The organism is Nocardia sp. NPDC001965 (genome assembly GCF_053594175.1).
The window spans coordinates 128,131-147,663 of the sequence record NZ_JBSFDZ010000015.1 but is presented as its reverse complement, the minus strand read 5'-3'; the positions used below and the strand labels follow the sequence as shown (position 1 = coordinate 147,663).

General features: G+C 67.5%; 21 protein-coding genes and 1 pseudogene. 10 read left to right on the top strand and 12 right to left on the bottom strand.

Annotation, left to right across the window (positions count from 1 at the left end):
* Window positions 1-291: 291 nt before the first annotated feature.
* The 6 genes from sucC (at window position 292) to purH (ending at window position 7,571) form a co-directional block, all read left to right on the top strand.
* The gene (gene sucC, locus ACWCPQ_RS21685; protein ID WP_449901583.1) at window positions 292-1,455 is read left to right on the top strand and encodes an ADP-forming succinate--CoA ligase subunit beta; all 1,164 of its coding nucleotides are present in this window, start codon (window positions 292-294) and stop codon (window positions 1,453-1,455) included.
* Between the two features lie 42 nt (window positions 1,456-1,497).
* On the top strand, window positions 1,498-2,412 hold the full coding sequence (gene sucD / locus ACWCPQ_RS21680; RefSeq protein ID WP_449901581.1) for a succinate--CoA ligase subunit alpha: 915 nt from the start codon (window positions 1,498-1,500) through the stop codon (window positions 2,410-2,412).
* Between the two features lie 254 nt (window positions 2,413-2,666).
* On the top strand, window positions 2,667-3,593 hold the full coding sequence (locus ACWCPQ_RS21675) for a DUF5336 domain-containing protein (RefSeq protein WP_449901578.1): 927 nt from the start codon (window positions 2,667-2,669) through the stop codon (window positions 3,591-3,593).
* A 67-nt stretch (window positions 3,594-3,660) separates the two neighbouring features.
* Window positions 3,661-5,232, top strand: a complete 1,572-nt coding sequence (locus tag ACWCPQ_RS21670; protein ID WP_449901576.1) for a cell division protein PerM — start codon at window positions 3,661-3,663, stop codon at window positions 5,230-5,232.
* 132 nt (window positions 5,233-5,364) lie between these two features.
* Entirely contained in the window at window positions 5,365-6,012 is a 648-nt protein-coding gene (gene purN, locus ACWCPQ_RS21665) for a phosphoribosylglycinamide formyltransferase (RefSeq protein WP_449901602.1), read from the top strand.
* Entirely contained in the window at window positions 6,009-7,571 is a 1,563-nt protein-coding gene (purH, locus tag ACWCPQ_RS21660; RefSeq protein WP_449901574.1) for a bifunctional phosphoribosylaminoimidazolecarboxamide formyltransferase/IMP cyclohydrolase, read from the top strand. The genes purN and purH overlap by 4 nt, the downstream gene beginning before the upstream one ends.
* Before the next feature lie 287 nt (window positions 7,572-7,858).
* Here the strand turns inward: purH and ACWCPQ_RS21655 are convergent, their stop codons facing one another.
* The 6 genes from ACWCPQ_RS21655 to rpmB all read right to left on the bottom strand — a co-directional run bounded on the left by ACWCPQ_RS21655 (window position 7,859) and on the right by rpmB (window position 10,636).
* Window positions 7,859-8,092, bottom strand: coding sequence for a hypothetical protein (locus ACWCPQ_RS21655; RefSeq protein WP_449901572.1), 234 nt, complete (start codon window positions 8,090-8,092; stop codon window positions 7,859-7,861).
* A 950-nt stretch (window positions 8,093-9,042) separates the two neighbouring features.
* Window positions 9,043-9,510, bottom strand: a complete 468-nt coding sequence (locus ACWCPQ_RS21650) for a hypothetical protein (protein ID WP_449901569.1) — start codon at window positions 9,508-9,510, stop codon at window positions 9,043-9,045.
* Window positions 9,511-9,627: 117 nt separating this feature from the next.
* Window positions 9,628-9,882: a 30S ribosomal protein S18 gene (rpsR, locus tag ACWCPQ_RS21645; RefSeq protein WP_195056382.1), complete on the bottom strand. Its 255-nt coding sequence runs from the start codon at window positions 9,880-9,882 to the stop codon at window positions 9,628-9,630.
* Window positions 9,883-9,915: 33 nt separating this feature from the next.
* Window positions 9,916-10,221, bottom strand: a complete 306-nt coding sequence (rpsN, locus tag ACWCPQ_RS21640) for a 30S ribosomal protein S14 (RefSeq protein WP_449901567.1) — start codon at window positions 10,219-10,221, stop codon at window positions 9,916-9,918.
* Window positions 10,221-10,391 (bottom strand): 50S ribosomal protein L33, encoded by a 171-nt coding sequence (rpmG, locus tag ACWCPQ_RS21635; RefSeq protein ID WP_063061806.1) that lies wholly within the window; start codon window positions 10,389-10,391, stop codon window positions 10,221-10,223. Before rpmG ends, rpsN begins: the two co-directional genes overlap by 1 nt.
* An 8-nt stretch (window positions 10,392-10,399) precedes the next feature.
* Complete coding sequence (gene rpmB / locus ACWCPQ_RS21630; protein ID WP_449901565.1) at window positions 10,400-10,636, bottom strand: 50S ribosomal protein L28; 237 nt, start codon at window positions 10,634-10,636, stop codon at window positions 10,400-10,402.
* A 107-nt stretch (window positions 10,637-10,743) separates the two neighbouring features.
* On the opposite strand from rpmB, the gene mrf reads away from it, so the two are divergent.
* Genes mrf through rpmF form a run of 3 tightly spaced genes read left to right on the top strand, consistent with a single transcriptional unit; the run spans window position 10,744 to window position 12,540 of the window.
* A complete protein-coding gene (mrf, locus tag ACWCPQ_RS21625) occupies window positions 10,744-12,096 on the top strand; it encodes a ribosome hibernation factor-recruiting GTPase MRF (protein WP_449901563.1) in 1,353 nt (450 codons plus the stop codon).
* Window positions 12,096-12,365, top strand: coding sequence for a type B 50S ribosomal protein L31 (locus tag ACWCPQ_RS21620; RefSeq protein WP_449901560.1), 270 nt, complete (start codon window positions 12,096-12,098; stop codon window positions 12,363-12,365). Before mrf ends, ACWCPQ_RS21620 begins: the two co-directional genes overlap by 1 nt.
* A gap of 1 nt (window position 12,366) precedes the next feature.
* A complete protein-coding gene (gene rpmF / locus ACWCPQ_RS21615; RefSeq protein WP_449901557.1) occupies window positions 12,367-12,540 on the top strand; it encodes a 50S ribosomal protein L32 in 174 nt (57 codons plus the stop codon).
* A gap of 242 nt (window positions 12,541-12,782) precedes the next feature.
* Here the strand turns inward: rpmF and ACWCPQ_RS21610 are convergent, their stop codons facing one another.
* From ACWCPQ_RS21610 to ACWCPQ_RS21585, 6 genes and pseudogenes are all read right to left on the bottom strand, one after another.
* Window positions 12,783-13,154 carry a hypothetical protein gene (locus ACWCPQ_RS21610; protein ID WP_449901555.1) on the bottom strand — a complete coding sequence of 124 codons (372 nt, stop codon included), beginning with the start codon at window positions 13,152-13,154 and terminating at the stop codon, window positions 12,783-12,785.
* A gap of 5 nt (window positions 13,155-13,159) precedes the next feature.
* Window positions 13,160-14,059 carry an MHYT domain-containing protein gene (locus ACWCPQ_RS21605; RefSeq protein WP_449901552.1) on the bottom strand — a complete coding sequence of 300 codons (900 nt, stop codon included), beginning with the start codon at window positions 14,057-14,059 and terminating at the stop codon, window positions 13,160-13,162.
* The gene (locus tag ACWCPQ_RS21600; RefSeq protein ID WP_449901550.1) at window positions 14,052-14,684 is read right to left on the bottom strand and encodes a GTP-binding protein; all 633 of its coding nucleotides are present in this window, start codon (window positions 14,682-14,684) and stop codon (window positions 14,052-14,054) included. Before ACWCPQ_RS21600 ends, ACWCPQ_RS21605 begins: the two co-directional genes overlap by 8 nt.
* Window positions 14,665-15,009 (bottom strand): annotated as a pseudogene (locus tag ACWCPQ_RS21595) (DUF742 domain-containing protein); the annotation flags it as partial. The pseudogene ACWCPQ_RS21595 and the gene ACWCPQ_RS21600, both read right to left, overlap by 20 nt.
* 170 nt (window positions 15,010-15,179) lie before the next feature.
* Entirely contained in the window at window positions 15,180-15,587 is a 408-nt protein-coding gene (locus ACWCPQ_RS21590) for a roadblock/LC7 domain-containing protein (RefSeq protein WP_058854582.1), read from the bottom strand.
* Window positions 15,584-18,385: an ATP-binding protein gene (locus ACWCPQ_RS21585; protein WP_449901546.1), complete on the bottom strand. Its 2,802-nt coding sequence runs from the start codon at window positions 18,383-18,385 to the stop codon at window positions 15,584-15,586. Before ACWCPQ_RS21585 ends, ACWCPQ_RS21590 begins: the two co-directional genes overlap by 4 nt.
* A gap of 455 nt (window positions 18,386-18,840) precedes the next feature.
* Between ACWCPQ_RS21585 and ACWCPQ_RS21580 the strand changes: the two genes are divergently transcribed.
* The gene (locus ACWCPQ_RS21580) at window positions 18,841-19,527 is read left to right on the top strand and encodes a response regulator transcription factor (protein ID WP_449901543.1); all 687 of its coding nucleotides are present in this window, start codon (window positions 18,841-18,843) and stop codon (window positions 19,525-19,527) included.
* The last annotated feature ends 6 nt before the right edge of the window (window positions 19,528-19,533 follow it).

The window sequence follows — 19,533 nt, the reverse complement described above, 5'->3', positions numbered from 1 at the left end:
TGGCCGACAAGGCTCACGGCCGGAGAGTCTGTCCGGTGAACTCGGCGCCCGGACCACGGTCTCTCGTGGGCGAGTCCCGGGTGTTGCCTGCTGCTCCCTCAAAAGCTACTCGCCGGTAGCCTTGGCCTGCGGGTTTTACCTCCCCGCGGGAAGGCTCGTGACCTGCGCCACTTAGGATGAACGTGCCCGATCGGGCGTGCCTGTGAGTGGTTAGAGTCCGAACGACCCGCTACCGACGTCGGGCCGCCAACAAAGACGTTGTCATAGCAACGCAGACGAGACGGTGAGTACATGGATCTCTTCGAATATCAGGCGAAGGAGCTCTTCGTAAAGCACGGGGTGCCTTCGTCGGAAGGCCGCGTGACCGACACTGCCGAGGACGCCCGCGCCATCGCCGCGGAAATCGGCAAACCGGTGATGATCAAGTCCCAGGTGAAAGTCGGCGGTCGTGGCAAGGCCGGTGGCGTGAAGTACGCGGCCACCCCGGAAGACGCGTTCACCCACGGGCAGAACATCCTCGGCCTGGACATCAAGGGCCACATCACCAAGAAGATCCTGGTCGCCGAGGCGAAGGACATCGCCGAGGAGTACTACATCTCCTTCCTGCTCGATCGCACCAACCGCACCTACCTGGCCATGTGCTCGGTCGAGGGCGGGATGGAGATCGAAGAGGTCGCCGCCACCAAGCCCGACCGGCTGGCCAAGGTCGCGGTCGACGCGGTCAAGGGTGTCGATCTCGCGTTCGCCCGCTCGATCGCCGAGCAGGGCCACCTGCCCGCCGATGTGCTGGACGCCGCCGCGGTGACCATCCAGAAGCTGTGGGAGGTCTTCGTCAACGAGGACGCCACCCTGGTCGAGGTCAACCCGCTGGTCCGCACCCCGGACAACGAGATCTTGGCGCTCGACGGCAAGGTCACCCTGGACGAGAACGCCGAGTTCCGCCATCCCGACCACGCGGAGTTCGCCGACAAGGACGCGACCGATCCGCTGGAGCTCAAGGCCAAGGAGAACGACCTCAACTACGTCAAACTCGACGGTCAGGTCGGGATCATCGGCAACGGTGCCGGCCTGGTCATGTCGACCCTGGACGTGGTCGCCTACGCCGGCGAGAACCACAACGGCGTCAAGCCGGCCAACTTCCTCGATATCGGTGGCGGCGCTTCCGCGGAGGTCATGGCCAACGGTCTCGATGTGATCCTGAACGACGCTCAGGTCAAGAGCGTCTTCGTGAACGTGTTCGGCGGTATCACCGCCTGTGACGCGGTCGCCAACGGCATCGTCAAGGCCCTCGAGATCCTGGGCGACGAGGCGAACAAGCCGCTCGTGGTCCGCCTGGACGGCAACCGGGTGGAGGAGGGTCGCAAGATCCTCGCCGAGGCCGCGCACCCGCTGGTGACGCTGGCACAGACCATGGACGAAGGCGCCGACAAGGCCGCCGAACTCGCGGCCCGCTGAGTCGACCTACCAGGGCACGCCCAGTAAAGGACAAACAGAACTATGTCTATCTTCCTCAACAAGGATTCGAAGGTCATCGTCCAGGGCATCACCGGCGGCGAGGGCACCAAGCACACCGCCCTGATGCTCAAGGCGGGCACCCAGGTCGTCGGCGGTGTGAACGCGCGTAAGGCGGGTACCACCGTCTCGCACACCGACAAGGACGGCAACGCGGTCGAGCTCCCCGTGTTCGCCTCCGTGGCCGAGGCCATCGAGAAGACCGGCGCGGACGTCTCCATCGCGTTCGTGCCGCCGAAGTTCTCCAAGGACGCCATCATCGAGGCCATCGACGCGGAGATCCCGCTGCTCGTGGTCATCACCGAGGGCATCCCGGTGCAGGACACCGCCTACGCGTGGGCCTACAACGTGGAGAAGGGCGCCAAGACCCGGATCATCGGCCCGAACTGCCCCGGCATCATCACCCCGGGCGAATCGCTGGTCGGTATCACCCCGGCCAACATCTCCGGCAAGGGCCCGATCGGTCTGGTGTCCAAGTCCGGCACCCTGACCTACCAGATGATGTACGAGCTGCGCGACTTCGGCTTCTCGACCTCCATCGGTATCGGTGGCGACCCGGTCATCGGAACCACCCACATCGACGCCATCGAGGCGTTCGAGAAGGACCCGGAGACCAAGCTGATCGTCATGATCGGTGAGATCGGCGGCGACGCCGAGGAGCGGGCCGCGGCCTATATCCAGGCCAATGTCACCAAGCCGGTCGTCGGCTACGTGGCCGGGTTCACCGCCCCCGAAGGCAAGACCATGGGCCACGCGGGTGCCATCGTCTCCGGTTCCTCGGGTACCGCGCAGGCCAAGAAGGATGCGCTCGAGGCCGCGGGTGTGAAGGTCGGCAAGACGCCTTCCGAAACCGCCGCCCTCGCACGCGAGATCCTGGAGAAGGCGGCCGTCTCCGCCTGATCCTGCTCACACTGTGAGACAACAAGGGCCACCCGCACCGCTCGTGTGCGGGTGGCCCTCGGTTTCGACGCGGTGCCCGGTGGAGCGATATTCGGACCACTCGCATTGCCCACCTGCACGGTTCGAGATCGGAGGGGGCTCCGAACCCCAGCGCCGCCGGAGGCGGCGCCAATGACACAGCGCGCGTGCGTGCAGTAGCGTTCAAAGAGAATTCAGCCGTCAAGTACGTATTACTCGACCTAGGAGATGACGACATGTCATACCCGACCGGGGGCTCCGGGTACAACGCACCCGTTCCGCCCTCCGTTCCACCCACTCCCGGCCAGCAGGCGGCCGGCGGTGCGACCGCTGGGGCCGGCGGGAAAGGACTGCCGTTCTTCCTGACCATCGGCATCGCCGCGGTGGGCGTGATCGCCTTCCTGCTCGGCTTCCTGTCCTATGTGGGCGCCGATACCGATATGGATCTGCCGTCCTCGGCGGATACCAGCCTGAATCTGTTCGAGTATCAGGAAGCCACGATCGGCGGACTGCTGCTGATCGCCGCGATCCTCGCGGGGCTGTCCCTGCTGCCGAAGCAGGACTGGGTCGGGGCTGCGGCGGCGGTGGCGGCCGGAACCTTCGTCACCATCCTGTTCCAGCTGTTCAGCCTGCCCGAGGGCGCCAAGGCCGAGATCGGGCTCTACCTGATCCTGGTTCTCGCGCTGGTGCAGACGGGTCTGGCGGTGGCGGTCGTACTGTTCGACGCCGGAATCCTCACCCCGCCGGCCGCTCGCCCGGCCGCGCAGTCCGGATTCCCCGGCGGCCAGCAGGGTTACGGTCAGCAGCAGCAGTACCAGGGGCAGCAGAGTTACGGCCAGCAGCAGGGCTACGGCCAGCAGTACAGCAGCGGCCAGCAGCAGCAGCCGGGATACGGCCAGCAGCAGGCGTACGGCCAGCAGCCGGGTTACGGCCAGCAACAGCAGCAACAGCAGCAGGCATACGGCCAGCAGCCGCAGCAGTCGCCGTATGCCGGTGGCCAGCAGCAGCCGTCGCCCTACGGCCAGCAGCCGCAGCAGCAGGCCTACGGTCAGCAGCCGCAGCAGCCGGGGCAGCAGGCGGCCCAGCCGTTCGGTGGCGAGCAGCCCTCCGATCCGGCGGCCGACGCCACCCGTGCCTTCCGGCAGTCCGACGACCAGAAGTGATCATCGGCAGCACCCGGCGCGGCGCGCCTGAAGCGTCCGCGCCGGGGCGGCTGCCACTCTGAAATCCATGAATTCCCCGCGTACCTCGTCGAACAGCCGGGGCCGGGGCGCGCGCGGCAGTTCGGCGCGTTCCGGCGATGTGCCGGGCTTTCTCTCGCTCCCGCCCGACCGCGCCCGGGTACTCCTCTTCGTGGCCTTCCGGCCCGCCGCCTTCGCCTTGGCGGCCATCGTCGGCACCATGCTGGCGACCCTTTTCACCGCGGGCAGCGATCTGACCGGTCTCAGCGGTGCGGTCGCCGCGGGCTGGCTCGCCGTCCATCAGGTGCCGCTGCTCATCGGCACCACCACTGTCGGCCTGCTTCCGGTGTTGCCGACCGCGCTGCTGCTGTGGGCCGCGGCCCGGGAAGCGGTCGCCGCCACCGATATCGAACCCACCCGAGCCGAATTGGGCTGGCTCTGCGGTGCGGCCGTGGGCGGCCCACTGCTGATCACAGCGGTGTGCCTGGCCGTCACCGAGGACGCGTCGGGATCCATTGCGCTGCAACGACCCAATCCGCTGACGGCCTTCGGGTGGGTGCTGCTCCTGCACTTGACCGCGGTTCTGTGCGGGGTCGCGTTCCGCTGCCGGGAGCGGATATTCGAAGGCCTGCCCTACGACGTGATCGCCGCCGCGTACGTGGCGGGCCGATCTGTATTGCGGTTGCTCGCGGTCGCGGCTGTGCTGCTGGTCCTGGCACTGGTGGTGCACTGGTCGCGGGTCGGTGAAACCTACGATTCCACCGGCGGGTTCGTGGATGTCCTGGGACTCACTTTGCTTTCGCTGCTGTACCTGCCCAACGCGGTGGTGGCCGGGGTGGGCGTACTCGTGGGGCCGGGAATCCAGTTCGGCGACGCGTCGGCCGGGGTTTTCACGGTGGTCGGCGGACCGATCCCGGCGGTGCCCCTGGTGGCCGCGGTGCCGGTGGGGCCGGCGGTGCTCTGGTGGGCGGTGCTCTTGCTGGTACCGGCTGCGGTGGGTGTGTACGGGGGTGTGGAATCGGCCCGGGTGAGTTACGACCGCGCCGGTGCGCCCTGGGCCCTGCTCGCCTCGTCCGGACTCGGTAGTGCCGGGCTCACCGCGCTGGCCGCGCTGTCCGGGGGAGAGCTGGGCAATTTCGGCCGACTGGGCGTCGACCTGCCGGTTTTCGCGCTCGCGGTGTTCGCCTGGCTGGCGGTCCCCGGCTACGCGGGCCTGCTGTACGCGCGGACCTTCCTGGTCTCGTTCCCCACCCCGCTGATGCGTCACCCGGACGCGCTCTTCGACCCCGACGATGTCGATTACGACGAGGATTTCCACCTGGACGAGTCCGGGACCGAGCATGTACCCGCGGGCCGCGCGCTCCCGTCCGGTCGGCTTCCGGAGCTTCCCGGCGATACCGCGACCGATCCGGCCGGCCGCTATGCCGGCCTGCTCGACCATCCGCCCGGCGAATCGCCCGGGCCGGAGCGACCGCTCGAGGCCGAGGTCGTGGAGGAACAGCCGGATCGGCCGGGCCGTGGCCCGCTCACCGCCGCCGCAGCCGAGGCGGCGCCGGACATCGTGGACGCCGAAGTGATCGAATCGGACGGATCCGACGGCGATGCCGGGGACAGCCGCTAGGGGTACCCGGTGCTTCACTGCCGCCGAAGGGTTGCCGAAGGGCGTCTACTAGGCTCTATCCGTGCCGCGGGTTCGTTCCCGCCGGCGGGTGACACCCCGCCCGCCGTTCCTTCGAACTCCAGGAGTAGAGCCCTGACCGCCCCGGAACCCACCGATTCCACCCCGGCCGGCTTGGTCGTACTCGCCTCGGGGACCGGTTCACTGCTGCGTGCGCTGATCGAGGCCACGGCGGATGCCGCGTATCCGGCCCGGATCCGCGCGGTGGGTGTGGACCGGGAATGTGCCGCCGTCGAGCATGCCGAGGCGGCGGGTATCCCCGTCTTCCGGGCCGTCGTCGGTGATCACCCCGACCGCGCCGCCTGGGATACCGCGCTCACCGGGACAGTGGCCGGATATTCGCCCGACCTGGTGGTGTGCGCCGGATTCATGAAGCTGCTGGGACCGGCGTTCCTGGATCGTTTCGGTGGCCGGATCATCAACACCCATCCCGCCCTGCTACCCGCTTTTCCCGGGGCGCACGGGGTACGGGACGCGCTGGCCTACGGGGTCCGGGTCACCGGTACCACGGTGCATCTGGTCGATTCCGGTGTGGACACCGGCCCGATCCTGGCCCAGGAGGCCGTCCGGGTCGATCCGGCGGACGACGAGGCGGGACTGCACGAGCGCATCAAAGTCGTGGAGCGGCGGTTACTGGTGGACGTTGTCGCCGCCGTCGCGACCCGTGGAATTGTCTCCGATGGACGAAAGGCAGTTATCCCTGATGAGCGAGTACTCCGGTGAGTGAACGTACGCCGATCCGCCGGGCGCTGGTGAGCGTCTACGACAAGACCGGACTCGTGGAGCTGGCGAGCGCGTTGCACGCGGCCGGGGTGGAGCTGGTATCCACCGGGTCCACGGCGGCGCGGATCGCGGACGCCGGTGTGCCGGTGACCGAGGTCGAGCAGCTGACCGGGTTCCCGGAAACCCTGGACGGCCGGGTCAAAACGCTGCATCCGCGCGTGCACGCGGGCATCCTGGCCGATACCCGCAAACCCGAACATCTCGACCAGCTCACCGAACTGGGTATCGAGGCGTTCCAGCTGGTGGTGGTGAACCTCTACCCGTTCAGCGAGACCGTCGCCAGTGGAGCGGGCCCGGACGAATGCGTCGAGCAGATCGATATCGGCGGACCGTCGATGGTGCGCGCGGCGGCAAAGAATCATCCGTCGGTGGCCGTGGTGGTGAACACCGGCGACTACGACCAGGTGCGCAAGGCGGTGGCCGACGGCGGTTTCACGCTGTCGGAGCGTACCGCCCTGGCCGCGAAGGCTTTCCAGCACACCGCGAGCTATGACGTGGCCGTGGCGAACTGGATGGCGTCGGCGCTGGTCGAAAAAACCTCCGGCGATTCGGAATTCCCGTCGTGGATCGGAGCGGTCTGGGATCGTTCGGCAGTTCTGCGCTACGGCGAGAATCCGCATCAGCGGGCCGCCCTCTACACCGACGGGGACGGGGGGCGCGGTCTGGCGCGGGCGCAGCAGTTGCACGGCAAGGAGATGTCGTACAACAACTACACCGACGCCGATGCCGCTCGGCGTGCCGCCTACGACCACACCGCACCCGCGGTGGCGGTCGTCAAGCACGCCAACCCGTGCGGTATCGCGACGGGTGCGGATATCGCGGAGGCGCATCGGAAGGCGCACGCCTGCGATCCGGTGAGCGCGTACGGCGGCGTCATCGCGACCAACCGTGAGGTCTCGGTGGCGATGGCCCAGCAGGTGGCCGAGATCTTCACCGAGGTGATCGTGGCGCCGTCCTACGCCGACGGCGCCGTGGAGGTGCTCCAGCGCAAGAAGAACATCCGGATCCTGGTCGCGGACGCGCCCGAGCCGTCGGGTGCCGAGCACCGGCCGGTGAGCGGCGGGCTGCTGGTGCAGGAGCGTGATGTGATCGACGCCGACGGTGACGATCCGGCGAATTGGACGCTCGCGGTCGGTGAACCCGCCGACGCGGCGACCCTCGCCGATCTCGAATTCGCCTGGCGTGCCTGCCGGGCGGTGAAATCCAACGCGATCCTGCTGGCGCAGGACGGTGCATCGGTGGGCGTCGGTATGGGGCAGGTCAACCGGGTCGATTCGGTGCGGCTCGCCGTACAGCGGGCCGGGGATCGCGCCGCGGGCTCGGTCGCGGCCTCGGATGCGTACTTCCCGTTCCCCGACGGTCCGCAGTTGCTGCTCGAGGCCGGTATCCGGGCCATTGTCCAGCCGGGCGGTTCGGTGCGCGATCAGGACACCATCGACGCCGCCCGCGCGGCGGGGGTGACCATGTACTTCACCGGGTCGCGTCACTTCGCCCACTGAGATCGGCTCGTCGAAAAGGCCCGCGTCCCGCGAGCGTTGTTCGCGTGGGCTCGGGCGTTCCGAGGTGACGGTGTCGATCGAGCGTCGGCGGAATGCACAACGGAATCCGCATGCGGGGGGTGTGCCGGACAGCCCACGATTGCTGTGGCCCCGCGTTCCGGTATCTGTGCGGCCGGCCCCGGCCGCTGCGGACTGTCCGGGATGCGACGAGATAGGTCGGTGCCCGATTCGCGTACCGAATCGGGCACCGGATGCCACGTGCTGTGACCGAACCGGTCAGTGCGTCGTCACATGCATCTCGGGGTGGCCCCGCACGACGAGAAGGTTGCGAGTTCGACGAGAGCCGACCCGCTGAACAACCCGCCGGCGACTGCGCCGTTCGCCGTCTCCGGGGCGGATACCGTAGCGGGGGCGGCCGGTTCGAGTGGCAGTCCCGCTTCGGCCGCCGCGCCACCGGTTCCGGCGAGCGTGCCGATCGCAATCGCCGTGGTGATCACTCCGTAGCTGAGTTTCTTGCGCATTCCGTAGTCCCTTTCGAAGGCTGTGCACGACGCTCTGTTCGCACGGGAAGACGCTATGGCCGGGCGGGCCCGCCGGGCAGCCACGACTTGTGGTGCCGGTATTTCTCGGGTCACGAATATCGTTGTGCCACACGGTGTATTTCCCCGGGATCCGGCACTTCGCCCACTGGCATCGGCAAGCGTGGCAAATGCCGTGTGGCCCCTCGTCCGTTGTGAAACGAGGGGCCACACGGCGCAGATCGACTGTCCGTCGGTCGAGCGTAGGGGAATGAACAGGTGGTCGCCGTGCCGAACAATACGATCAGCGCATAGATCGAGCCGACGCCCGGTGACGGTACCGAGACGGGCGCGGTCCGCGGGTAAGCGGCGCCAGGGGATTCCGGTCTCGTTGCGGCCGCGGCGGGTGGAACTCTCGCACAGCCCCGTCGAAAAAGCGGCAGTACATCGGCGAGCCAGGATTGTCGTGCTCTATCGCCCGGCTCGTGCGGTCGAGCGGAGAGGCTTCAGCAGAAGAGGGGCTCGCACGGATTGGAATTGCCGAAGATGGCTCCGAGGAGAACGAACACGCTTGCGGCCGCCTGGGCCGAACCGCTGGAGATCGGTCCGCTCAGCGAAGATCCGCTTGGCCCGTGGCCGGCACCGGAGCCGGTGGAAGCATCCTGTACCGTGCGCGGTGCGGCGGCGTCGAGCGATAGTCCGGCCGCGGCCGCGGCCGCGGTCCCGGCGCCGGTCACCGAGCCGGCCGCGATGGTCAGCGCGGCGATACCCCGACGAGAACTTTCTGCATCTTCGTGTCCCTTTCCTGCGGTTGTGGGCACAACCGGCGTACATATGAGAAGGACGCTATGCGCGGTTCCGGTCGCCGGTAAGCCGCGAGTTCCACCGCCCGAATTTCTGGGGGCACGGGATATGTCGAGAGCCGTACGCGCTGCGACGGAGCGGTGGCCGGGTCAGGCGGCGCTGAGCACTCGGCGGTCGCCCAGCGGTGCGTCCAACTGGATCTCCAGCGTGCCGAAAACCGCCATCATCACGCACATCTTGTCGGTGGAGTCGGCGCGCGTGCCGCTGCGGAGTTCGACGGTGACCGCGCTGGCGTTCTCGCTGACCTCTGCGTTCACGCCGTAGCATTCCGGCACACCTGATTCGAAGTGGACGGCGATGCGGTCGGCTGCCACGCGGGTCCACGATGTGAACGGTACGGGGTGGGCACCCACGATCGTGGGGTCGGCGGTGAAGATCCTGCCCGGGTCGGCGCCGGGGTCCTCGGTGGGAGTGCCGGGTTCGGCTGGTGCGGGTACCGAAGTCGTAGCAGGCGAAGGGCCCGGTTCCGGGGCGGCCGTTCTGTCGCTACCGCACGCGGTGACCGCGAGGACGGCGCCGAAAGCCAGAATTGCCGTGAATCCCCGCAGTGTGACCATGGGCACCACTGTAGTGGGCCCGGACGGGGCGGACGGGCCGTGCGCGGGGTTCCCGGCGCAGTCGAACGCCCGGACCGCGATACGCGGTGCCGGGCGTTGCGGGAAGGTGGAGCCGGTTCAGCGGCTGGTGAAGGGCAGCAGCGCCATTTCGCGCGCGTTCTTCACCGCGACCGCGACCTGCCGTTGCTGCTGCGGGGTCAGTCCGGTGACCCGGCGGCTGCGGATCTTGCCGCGATCGGAGATGAAAGTACGCAGCAGGTTGACATCCTTGTAGTCGACCGTCTCGATACCCGCGGCGATGAGTGGGTTCTTCTTGGGCCGGCGGGCCTGTTCGGCGCGGGCCTTCTTCGACGGGCCTCGTTTGACTGCCATATGACCGGTTCCTAACTCACGAGATCAGTGGGGTTACCAGCTCGATTTGTGCACACCGGGCAACTCTCCTCGATGTGCCATCTCACGTACACGCACACGTGATAGGCCGAACTTCCGGAGATAACCGCGCGGTCGCCCGTCGGCAGTGTCCCGATTGCGCAATCGTACCGGACTGGCGTCCCGAGGTAGTCGGCGCAGGGCGGCCTGGGCGGCCGTGCGCTCGTCCTCCGGTGTGGTCGGCTTCCGGATCGCCTCTTTCAGTTCGGCTCGTCGCTCCGCGTAGCGGGCGACGACCGCGCGACGCTGCTCGTTCCGGGCGATCTTGGATTTCTTGGCCATCAGCGCTCCTCCCGGAAATCGACGTGACGGCGGACCACGGGGTCGTATTTGCGCAGGACCATGCGGTCGGGGTCGTTACGGCGGTTCTTGCGGGTGACGTAGGTGTATCCGGTGCCCGCCGTGGAGCGGAGTTTTATCACCGGGCGGATCTCGGTCGATTTCGATGCCATCGGTCGGCTCAGATCCGGCTTCCGCGGGCGCGGAGACGGGCCACCACGGCCTCGATCCCGTCCCGGTCGATGGTTTTGATGCCTTTGGCGGATACGTCGAGGGATATCCGACGGCCCTCGCTGGGCAGGTAGTAGGTCTTGCGCTGGATGTTCGGATCCCAGCGCCGACTGGTGCGTTTGTGCGAATGCGAAACGGCCTTGCCGAATCCGGGCTTGCGGCCGGTGACCTGACAGTGCGCCGACATACGGTTCCCTCCGACGGCTGAACGATGATGACAATCGTTTTCGACAACGATCGATCCAGACTGTAGCGTGTGCGCCGTCGTAATTGAAAATCATTACCGAAAGGGTAGTGGTGTCCCATTCCGCGCAACTCCCAGAAAACATCGGTCCCGCAGACCGTCGCACGCCGGTCGTGGTGGTCGCGGGCCTGCACGGTGACCCTGCCGAGTCCGTCGATCTCGTAGCGGGCGCGCTCGGCGCGGCCCCGGGCACGGTGGTCGTGCACCACGACCTCGCCGACCTCGGTGAGGGAATCGTGCGACGCACCGTCCGGCACGGCGGCACGACGACGGTCTCGGTACACGAACTCGCCCACGGCTGCGTCTCGTGCACGCTGAAGGCGGACCTGCTGCCTTTGCTGTGCACCCTCGCGGCCCGCGATTCGGTGCACCGGATCGTGCTCGCACTGGACCCGGCCGTCGAAGCGGAATCTGTCTGCCGCGGCATCGAAGAGGTGGTCGTCGCCGGGGTGGTCGGCCGGGTGGACGGCACCGCCGCCCGGGATGTCCGGGTCGCCGGCGTGGTTACCGGAATCGACGCCCGCACCTGGCTCGCGGCCGCCACCGGGGACGACGCCTTGGACGAACTCGGTTGGGCGTGGGCCGACGACGACCGTACTGTCGCCCAATTGGCGGTCGGCCAGGTCGATTTCGCCGATGCCCTGGTGATCACCGGTGGCGATGCCGTGGACCCGCTCGAACGAGCCCGCCTCGGCGCGGTCCTGTCCCGGTTGCTTCCGCGCGCTCCGGCGCTGTGGGCCGGTGCGGCGGCCGCGGTGACACCGGATGCGGTCGAGGACATGCTCATCCGGATACCCGCCGCGTCCCGCCGGGGGCGGATTTTCGACGCACACGCCCCGCTGCTGCGCGGTGAGCCGCCGCTGGGCCCGGAACACGGTGTGGAGCTGGTCGAATTCGCTTCGCGCCGGCCGTTTCATCCCGAACGTCTGCACGAGGCGCTGGACGTCCTGTTCGAAGGGGTCGTCACGGCGCGCGGGCGGATCTGGCTGGCGACCCAGCCGGACGAGGTCGTCTGGCTGGAATCGGCGGGCGGTGGGCTGCGTATCGGTGGTGCGGGTCACTGGCTCGCGGCGATGACACCGGCCGAACGCGCCGAGGTGGATCCGGAACGTTGCGCCCTGGCCGGATTGCGCTGGGACGACCGTTTCGGCGATCGCGACACCTCGCTGGTCGTTCTGGTCCACGCTGCCGATCCGGACGAGATCCGGGCGGTGCTCGACCGGGCCCTGGTCGACGACGACGAATTGCGGCTGGTGGATCGCGCGCCCCGGCAGGTGGCCGGCTGGCCGGACCCCTTCGGCGAATGGCATACCGATCCCTGTGAACCGGAGGAACCGCATCCGGCCGCCGCCGGTGAGGGCCGGGGCGGCGAGACGGGCGAACGCGCCCGGAAGGAGAAATGATGAAAGCCGAGATCCACCCCGACTACCACCCGGTGGTCTTCGAGGACGCGAGTACCGGGACCCGATTCCTGACGCGCTCCACCGCGACTGCCGAGCGGACCGTCACCTGGACCGACGGCGGAACCTACCCGCTGCTGGTCGTCGACGTCACCGCGGACTCCCACCCGTTCTGGACCGGCGCGCACCGGCTGCTCGATACCCAGGGCCGGGTGGAGAAATTCGAACGGAAGTACGGCAAACGCGCGGTGCGGCCCCGGAAGGAGAGCTGAGATGGCGGTACCGAAGCGGCGGATGTCGCGATCCAATACCCGCAGCCGCCGGTCGAACTGGAAGGCGACACCGGCGGATCTGGTCCCGGTCACGATCGACGGTGTGGTCTATCGGGTGCCGCGACGCCTGGTCGAGGCGGTTCGGCGTGGTCTGGTGGACCTGAAACGCCGGTGAAATGTCAGGCCCCCTAGATGTGAAAAGACCACGCCGACACCCTTATCCGGTTGTGAATCCGGACAAGAAGGACAGCCTCGGCTAATTATTCGCAATCGATATGGTGGCATTGACCTGGGTTTATCGCATGCTGGTCGATTGCGGTCGGATGACAGGCGGGGTAGCGCTGTTCCGGACCGGTAGATGGTGATCTCCGAAAAAACTTGCCGGACTACTGCTTCACCGGTCCATACCGATTATCCTCATGCGTGAGGGCGGGTCTCCCAGAGATGGGAGACCCGCTCATCGCCACTTTCGAGGGCTTTCGCCCCGGTCTCCGCAGGTGATTGCACCCCGTGGCGCGCATCGCATTCGGCCGAGAGCGCCTGCGCCATATCGCCCACCTGTCGCAGCAGCGCCAGCGCGAGTGCGGCCGGAAGCAGGAGCAGCGATACGGGCCACGGCAGTTCCACCCGCTCCGATCCCTCCACCCGGGCCGCGAGATCGGCGACCGTGGCTTCCATTTCGCTGATCTCCACCCGCAGCTCGGCCACCTCGGAGCGCAATCCGCGCATCTGGGACCACAGCTCGCGCAGCAGCTTCTCCTGGTCGGACAGCACGATTTCGGTGTCCACCCGCGTCAGCGCGCCGGTTCGGGCAGGGGCTGGGCTCGCTGGGCAAGCGCGGCAGCCGCATTGGGCCGGGTGGCCGCCGGACCCGGTTCACCCAGGGCCGAGGTGCCGCCGACGGGGTTGTCGTCGGCGTCGACGGCATTCTTCGCCCGGGGTGTCTCGTCGGGGCGCTCCGGGGCCACCAGGACAGCGGTGATCGGAACAGCCAGCGCGAGCAGGCCGATGACGAACATGGGGAAGGCGTAACCGAAGAGCTCCATTCCCTGCGCCGGTTCGGCCTCGGGATCGAACCGGAACTCGAGGGCGGCGATACCGGTGAAATAGAAGACGGCCACCCCGGCACCGAACATCGTGATCGATCCGATCCGGGCCGCCGGGAACCGGAACCGCTGGAACAGGAAGACGCACAGCGACGAAGCGGTCACGGCGACCGCGATCGCTATCACGAAGAGCAGCGGGGTCACCGATACCGAACCCTGGATATCGACCGAGGTGAGCTGTAGCCACAGCATGATCCCGAAACCGACGCCGAGCGCGGCGGCCGCGTTCGCCATCCGTTTCACCTGGAACTCGCGTCCGGCCAGCAGCAGTCCGAGGAAGACGGCGGCGACGGCGAAGACCAGGGACAGTGTGAGATCGGAGACGTCGTAGCGCAGGATGTGGCCGGGAATGGAGATGCCCAGCAGGGAGACCGTACTGGCCAGCCAGACCCCGATCCCACCGATGGATACGGCGGCAGCGGCGATCCACACCGGCCGGAACCGCACCGAACGACGGCCGTTGACCGCGCAGGCCAGGCCCACGAACATGCCGACCGCCGACACCCCGAAGGTGAGCAGGGTCAGCCAGTAGCCCATGGTGAACAGATCGACGGTCTCGACCGTCTCCGCGGCCAGCACCTCAACCATGCCGGGCGACTCCCTCGTATTCCTGGGCCTTCAGGCGGTTGATCGCGTATTCGGTGACGGCGGCCAGCGACTGCCGCACCTCTTTCGCGTCGCGGGCGTCGATATCGACGATCGGAACGCCCTCGCGGACCGACAACGCCTCGCGGAGTTCGGCCATCGCGAAACGCGGTGAGTTCGGGAACCTGTTGACCGCGATCAGGAACGGCAGCTTCCGGGCCTCGAAGAAGTCGACGGCCGCGAAACTGTCCTCCAGCGGGCGGGCGTCGACGAGCACCACCGCGCCGATGGCACCGCGGATGAGGTCGTCCCACATGAACCAGAACCGGCGCTGGCCGGGCGTTCCGAAGAGGTACAGGGTCAGGTTGCCGGGCAGGATGATCCGGCCGAAATCCATTGCGACCGTAGTGGTCTGCTTGTCCGGGGTGTCGTCGAGATTGTCGACGCCGTCGGAGAAGCTGGTGACCATGGCTTCGGTGCGCAGCGGCACGATCTCCGACACGGCTCCCACGAAAGTGGTCTTACCCGCGCCGAATCCACCGGCGACGACGATCTTGGTCGACGCGACGCGGGTATCGGTCTCCGCCGCGCCACCACCCTGGGTGCTGCTAAAGGGCTCGGAGTCCACGCAATGTCCTCTCCATAAGCGACCGGCGTTCGTCGTAACTCGCCTGCTCGGTCAAAGTCGAATGCACTCGCAGGTTGCCGTCCACGACGAGATCACCGATGACGACGCGGACCATACCGAGCGAGCGATCGAGATGTGCGGCGATTTCGGCGACCGACAGCTGATGAGTTCCGAGCCGGAGTATCTCGGCTCGGATGTCACCGGACGGCCAATCGAATTGTGCATGATAGGAGATGGTTTCGATAACCGCCTCCATCGGGAGATCGACTGCCGGCTCGGTCCGGCCGGCGGTGAGGGCATACGGGCGGACGCGTCCGGCCCGGCGTGGGTTGTTCGGCCGGGGCGGCGCCTCGAACCGATACGTACCGGTGTTGTACTGCGACGAACCGGGTCCGAAGTTCTGCGCGCCCGGGCCGTAGTTCTGTGCGCCGGGGCCGAATCCGGACCCACCGGTGTTGTAATCGGGCATACCTTGGCCGAATTGGGACATGGCGTTCAGACGGTGGATCGGGCAGTCGCGCTGACGACGGAACCGACACGATCGACCAGCAGGGCCATCTCGTAGCCGATCCGGCCGATATCGTGCTGCTTGTTGGCCAGAACCGCGATATGAGAGCCGTTGCCGACGCTCATCACGAGTAGGTAGCCGCGCTGCATCTCCACGATCGACTGCATCACCTTGCCACCGTCGAACAATTGGGCCGCACCCGTGGACAGGCTGGCCAGACCGGCGGTCACCGCGGCGAGCTGTTCCGCACGATCGGCGGGCAGATGAGGACTCACAGCTTGCAGCAGACCGTCCGCGGAGACCAGGACGGCATGGGAGACACCCGGAACGTCCCGGGTGAATCTGGCGACCAGCCAGTTGAGGTTCTCGTCCGTGCTGCTCTTCGGGTCGGTCATGCAAGCCCTCCGTCATTGTTCTGCGCGTCGGCCCGCCCACTGCGGACCCCGCTCAGGTGTCTGGTCAGATTGCTCCGGATCTCCACCGGATCCCGCGGGGCCTCGTCTTCGACGGGGGCCAGCCCGCCGGGTACGAGCTGCGCACCCGGCCTGCGGATGGGGAGCCCGTTCGCGGTCCTCGAGTCCGAACTCGGCTTGGCGGCATCCTCCGCTGCCAGCCAGCCGGAATCGGCGGGAGTGGTCCAGTCCTGGCGCGGCTGGTCCTGGGTGGTTGCCGGTTCGACCAGCCATTCCGAAACCATACGCTGGTAGATCGGGGTCGGGATCTCGCCACCGACCGGCTGCAGCCGGGAGGAGGTGGTCGTCGCCACCGGCTCGTCCCGGCGCGGCGCGGGGCGGCCGAACGGATCGTCGTGGTCCAGGTCCGCGCCCGGGCGCCGGATCGGCAACCCGGACCGGGCCGTATGCGACGGCGGTTCCACGTCGGCGAAAGAGCGCTGCTCGGTCGGTGGCGGGAAATCGACCGGCGGCGAGCCGGATCGGGTCTTATGGGTTTCCGACCACAATCCGGTCGGGGAATCCTCGGCCGGAGAGGTCTCCGGGACCGGATCGAATGCCGAGAAGGTATCCCGGTTCCCGTTCGGCGTATCCCCGCCCATACCCTGCGGTGCGTGCGTGGCCGGGCGGCGCTGCGGCAGGCCGGTGGACGTGGTGCCGAAGGTGGAGGCCGACGGGGCGGGGGTGAGCGGGCGCACCGCGGGCAGATCGGTTCGCGAGGTCCACGAATCCGACGGCGGCAGCGAGGGCAGATCGGGTACCGGCGTCAGTTGCCGCGGGGTGGCCGGCGGCTGGAGTTGCGGCAACTGCTCGAGATGCGAGGTCTGCTGCAGTCGCGGGGGTGGTGCCATGGACAGATCGGCGGTGAGGATGTTCGGGTTGTCGGGCCCGGTGTCGGGCGATACCAGCAGACCCGGCAGGTGCAGGCTGGCGGTGATACCGGGCTGCTGTGCCATGGTCGAGGTACGCCGCAGCCCGACGGTGATCTGATGGCGTTTGGCGAGCCGGCCCACCACGAACAGGCCCATCCGGCGGGCGGTTTCGATATTGATCTCACCACCGGAGGCCAGGCGCGCGTTCGCGGCCTGTAGATCCTCGGTGGCCATACCCAGTCCGCGGTCGGTGATCTCGATGAGGTACCCACCGTCGACCGCGCGGGAGACGGTCACCGCCACCGGTGTGTTGGGCGGGGAGTACCGCAGCGCATTGTCGATGACCTCCGCGAGCAGGTGTTCGATATCGACCGCGGGTTCACCGGCGACCACTCCGTCGGGCACATGTCCGATCTCGACCCGCTGATAGTCCTCGACCTGGGAAACCGCACTCCACAGCATATCCGAGAGCGGGACCGCGTCGAGCTGCCCGCGGCGCAGCGGAGTACCGGCGATCACCAGCAGATTGTCACCATTGCGCCGCATGCGGGTGGCGAGATGGTCGAGCCGGAACAGGTTCTGCAATCTTTGCGGGTTGTCCTCGTCGTGCTCGAGCTCCTCGATGATGCCGAGTTGCTGTTCGACGAGCGATTGACTGCGCCGGGACAGCGTTTCGAACATGTTGCCGATCTGCACGCGCAGACGTGCCTGTTCGGCAGCGAGATTCAGGGCCTGCTGGTGCATTTCGTCGACGGCTCGCGCCAGCTGGCCGATCTCCTCGGTGCCCTGGACACCGACCGGTTCGATCTCCGGGGTCTCGGCGCCACCGCGGACCTGTTCGAGTTCCTCGGGAAGGCGCACATGGGCCACTTCGAGTGCGTCCCGGCGCAATCGGCGCACCGGGACCACCAGGGTCCGGGCGACCGCGAGCGCGAGGGTCAGACCGCCCAGCAGCGCGGCGATGAGCAGCGCGGTCTCCCGCAGCGCGCTGTTCTGCGCGGAAACCGTCGCATGGTGCAGCGCACCGCTGATGGTGGCCGTCAGCTGGTCGGTGGTGACCTGGTACGCCTGGGAACTGGTATCCAGGGATTCGCGGGCGGCCGGATCGGTCATCGCGCCCTGGGTGCCCTGGCTGAAGATCGCCAGCCGGGTCTGCACCGCGTCCAGGAGCGGCCGCATATTGCCGGCCACATCCGGCATGATCTGCCCGTACTGGTAGATCATGGTGAGTTCGGCGCCACCGGAGGTGAGTACCCGGGCCCGCATCGCCGGATTGTCCTCGGCGGTGGGTGAACTGATCACCAGGCGCTGCGCGGTCAGCGATCGGCGCGCGTTCTGGATGGCACTCACCTGCAGAAAATAGCGCTGGATCGAGAGGTCCTCGACAGTGGGCGATTGCGCCAGGGCGTTACCGATCCGGACCGCGATCTCGTCGGCCTGATCGCCGACCATGGCCGGAGAACCGTTGCTGAGGCCGCTGCGCATGGTGCTGCCGAGAGTCAGTGCCGAGGAGAGCTCGCGAGATACCTCCGGCCGGATCCGGTTGGAGTCCAGTGCCCTTTCCAGCGCCTCGTGGGCCGTATCGAACCCGGCGAGGGCCGCGGTGGCCTGCGGCGCCCGGTTGTCGGCCCAGCCGGCGGTCGCGGTGACCGCCAAGTGCTCGGTGGCGGCGTTGTAGCCGACGATGGGCCCGATGATGCGGGACTGTTCGGTCGCGGCATCGAGCTGTTCCAGGGTGCGCAGCTCGTTGTTGATCCGTAGCACCGCGAAAAGGGTGGCCAGGACGACCGGCAGGACCAGGACGATGCCGACCTTGCGGGTGACCGACCAGTTGGACAGGCTGAATTGCCACGGTCGCGGTGTTTCCATCCGCCTCTGTCGCCTCCGCATCACGATCGACCTCTTTTTGGTGCGTGGCCGTTTCAGTTATGATTCACTGCACACCGAACCAACCGGAGGTCTAGTTTTTACCGATCGGAACATACCGTGCATGTTAGCGGTGGGCAATCGGGGCGTTCAGACGGTTATACCGCGAATAAAGCGGATGGGGAACAGGTTTCGTGGGATATCACAAGTCGGTAATGGTTCGTCCTCTTATCGGATGAATCCGCTGGTCGGGGTACTTGCCGGAGCGAACGCGCGGATCGCGTCCGTATTCGGTCGACCGTCCGGTTCCTTCCCGGGGTGGGGAAGTTCCGCTCGTAATTCGATGCGTCCACGATCCGGCGCCGGGAAAGTCGACGCGGCGAAACCGGTGGTCAGCGGACTCGCGATGCGGCGGGCCCTCTCAGTAGCCTCTCAGTCGCTGCCGTCAAACTGGTGGTATGCGGATTCTGGTGGTCGACGACGATCGTGCCGTGCGCGAGTCACTGCGCCGGTCGCTGACCTTCAACGGTTACACGGTCGATCTGGCGGTGGACGGTATCGACGCACTGGAAAAGGCCACCGCGGATCGCCCGGATGCGCTGGTACTGGATGTCATGATGCCCAGACTGGACGGGCTGGAGGTGTGCAGGCGACTGCGCAGCACCGGTGACGATCTGCCCATCCTCGTGCTGACCGCACGCGATTCGGTATCCGAACGAGTGGCCGGTCTGGATGCCGGCGCCGACGACTACCTGCCCAAACCGTTCGCGCTGGAAGAACTGCTGGCCCGGTTGCGTGCCCTGCTGCGCCGGCGTGCCCCGGATACCGGCGAGATCTCCGAGGCCATGCTCTTCGGCGATCTCTCGCTGGACCCGGTCACCCGCGAGGTCGCCCGGGGCTCGCGATCCATCTCGCTGACCCGCACCGAGTTCTCCCTGCTCGAAATGCTCATGTCCAATCCGCGCCGAGTGCTCACCCGCGGCCGCATCCTGGAAGAGGTGTGGGGTTACGACTTCCCCACCTCCGGTAACGCATTGGAGGTCTACATCGGCTACCTGCGCCGGAAAACAGAAGCCGACGGCGAACCCCGGCTCATCCATACCGTGCGCGGGGTCGGGTACGTCCTGCGCGAAACGCCTCCGTAAGCCCGG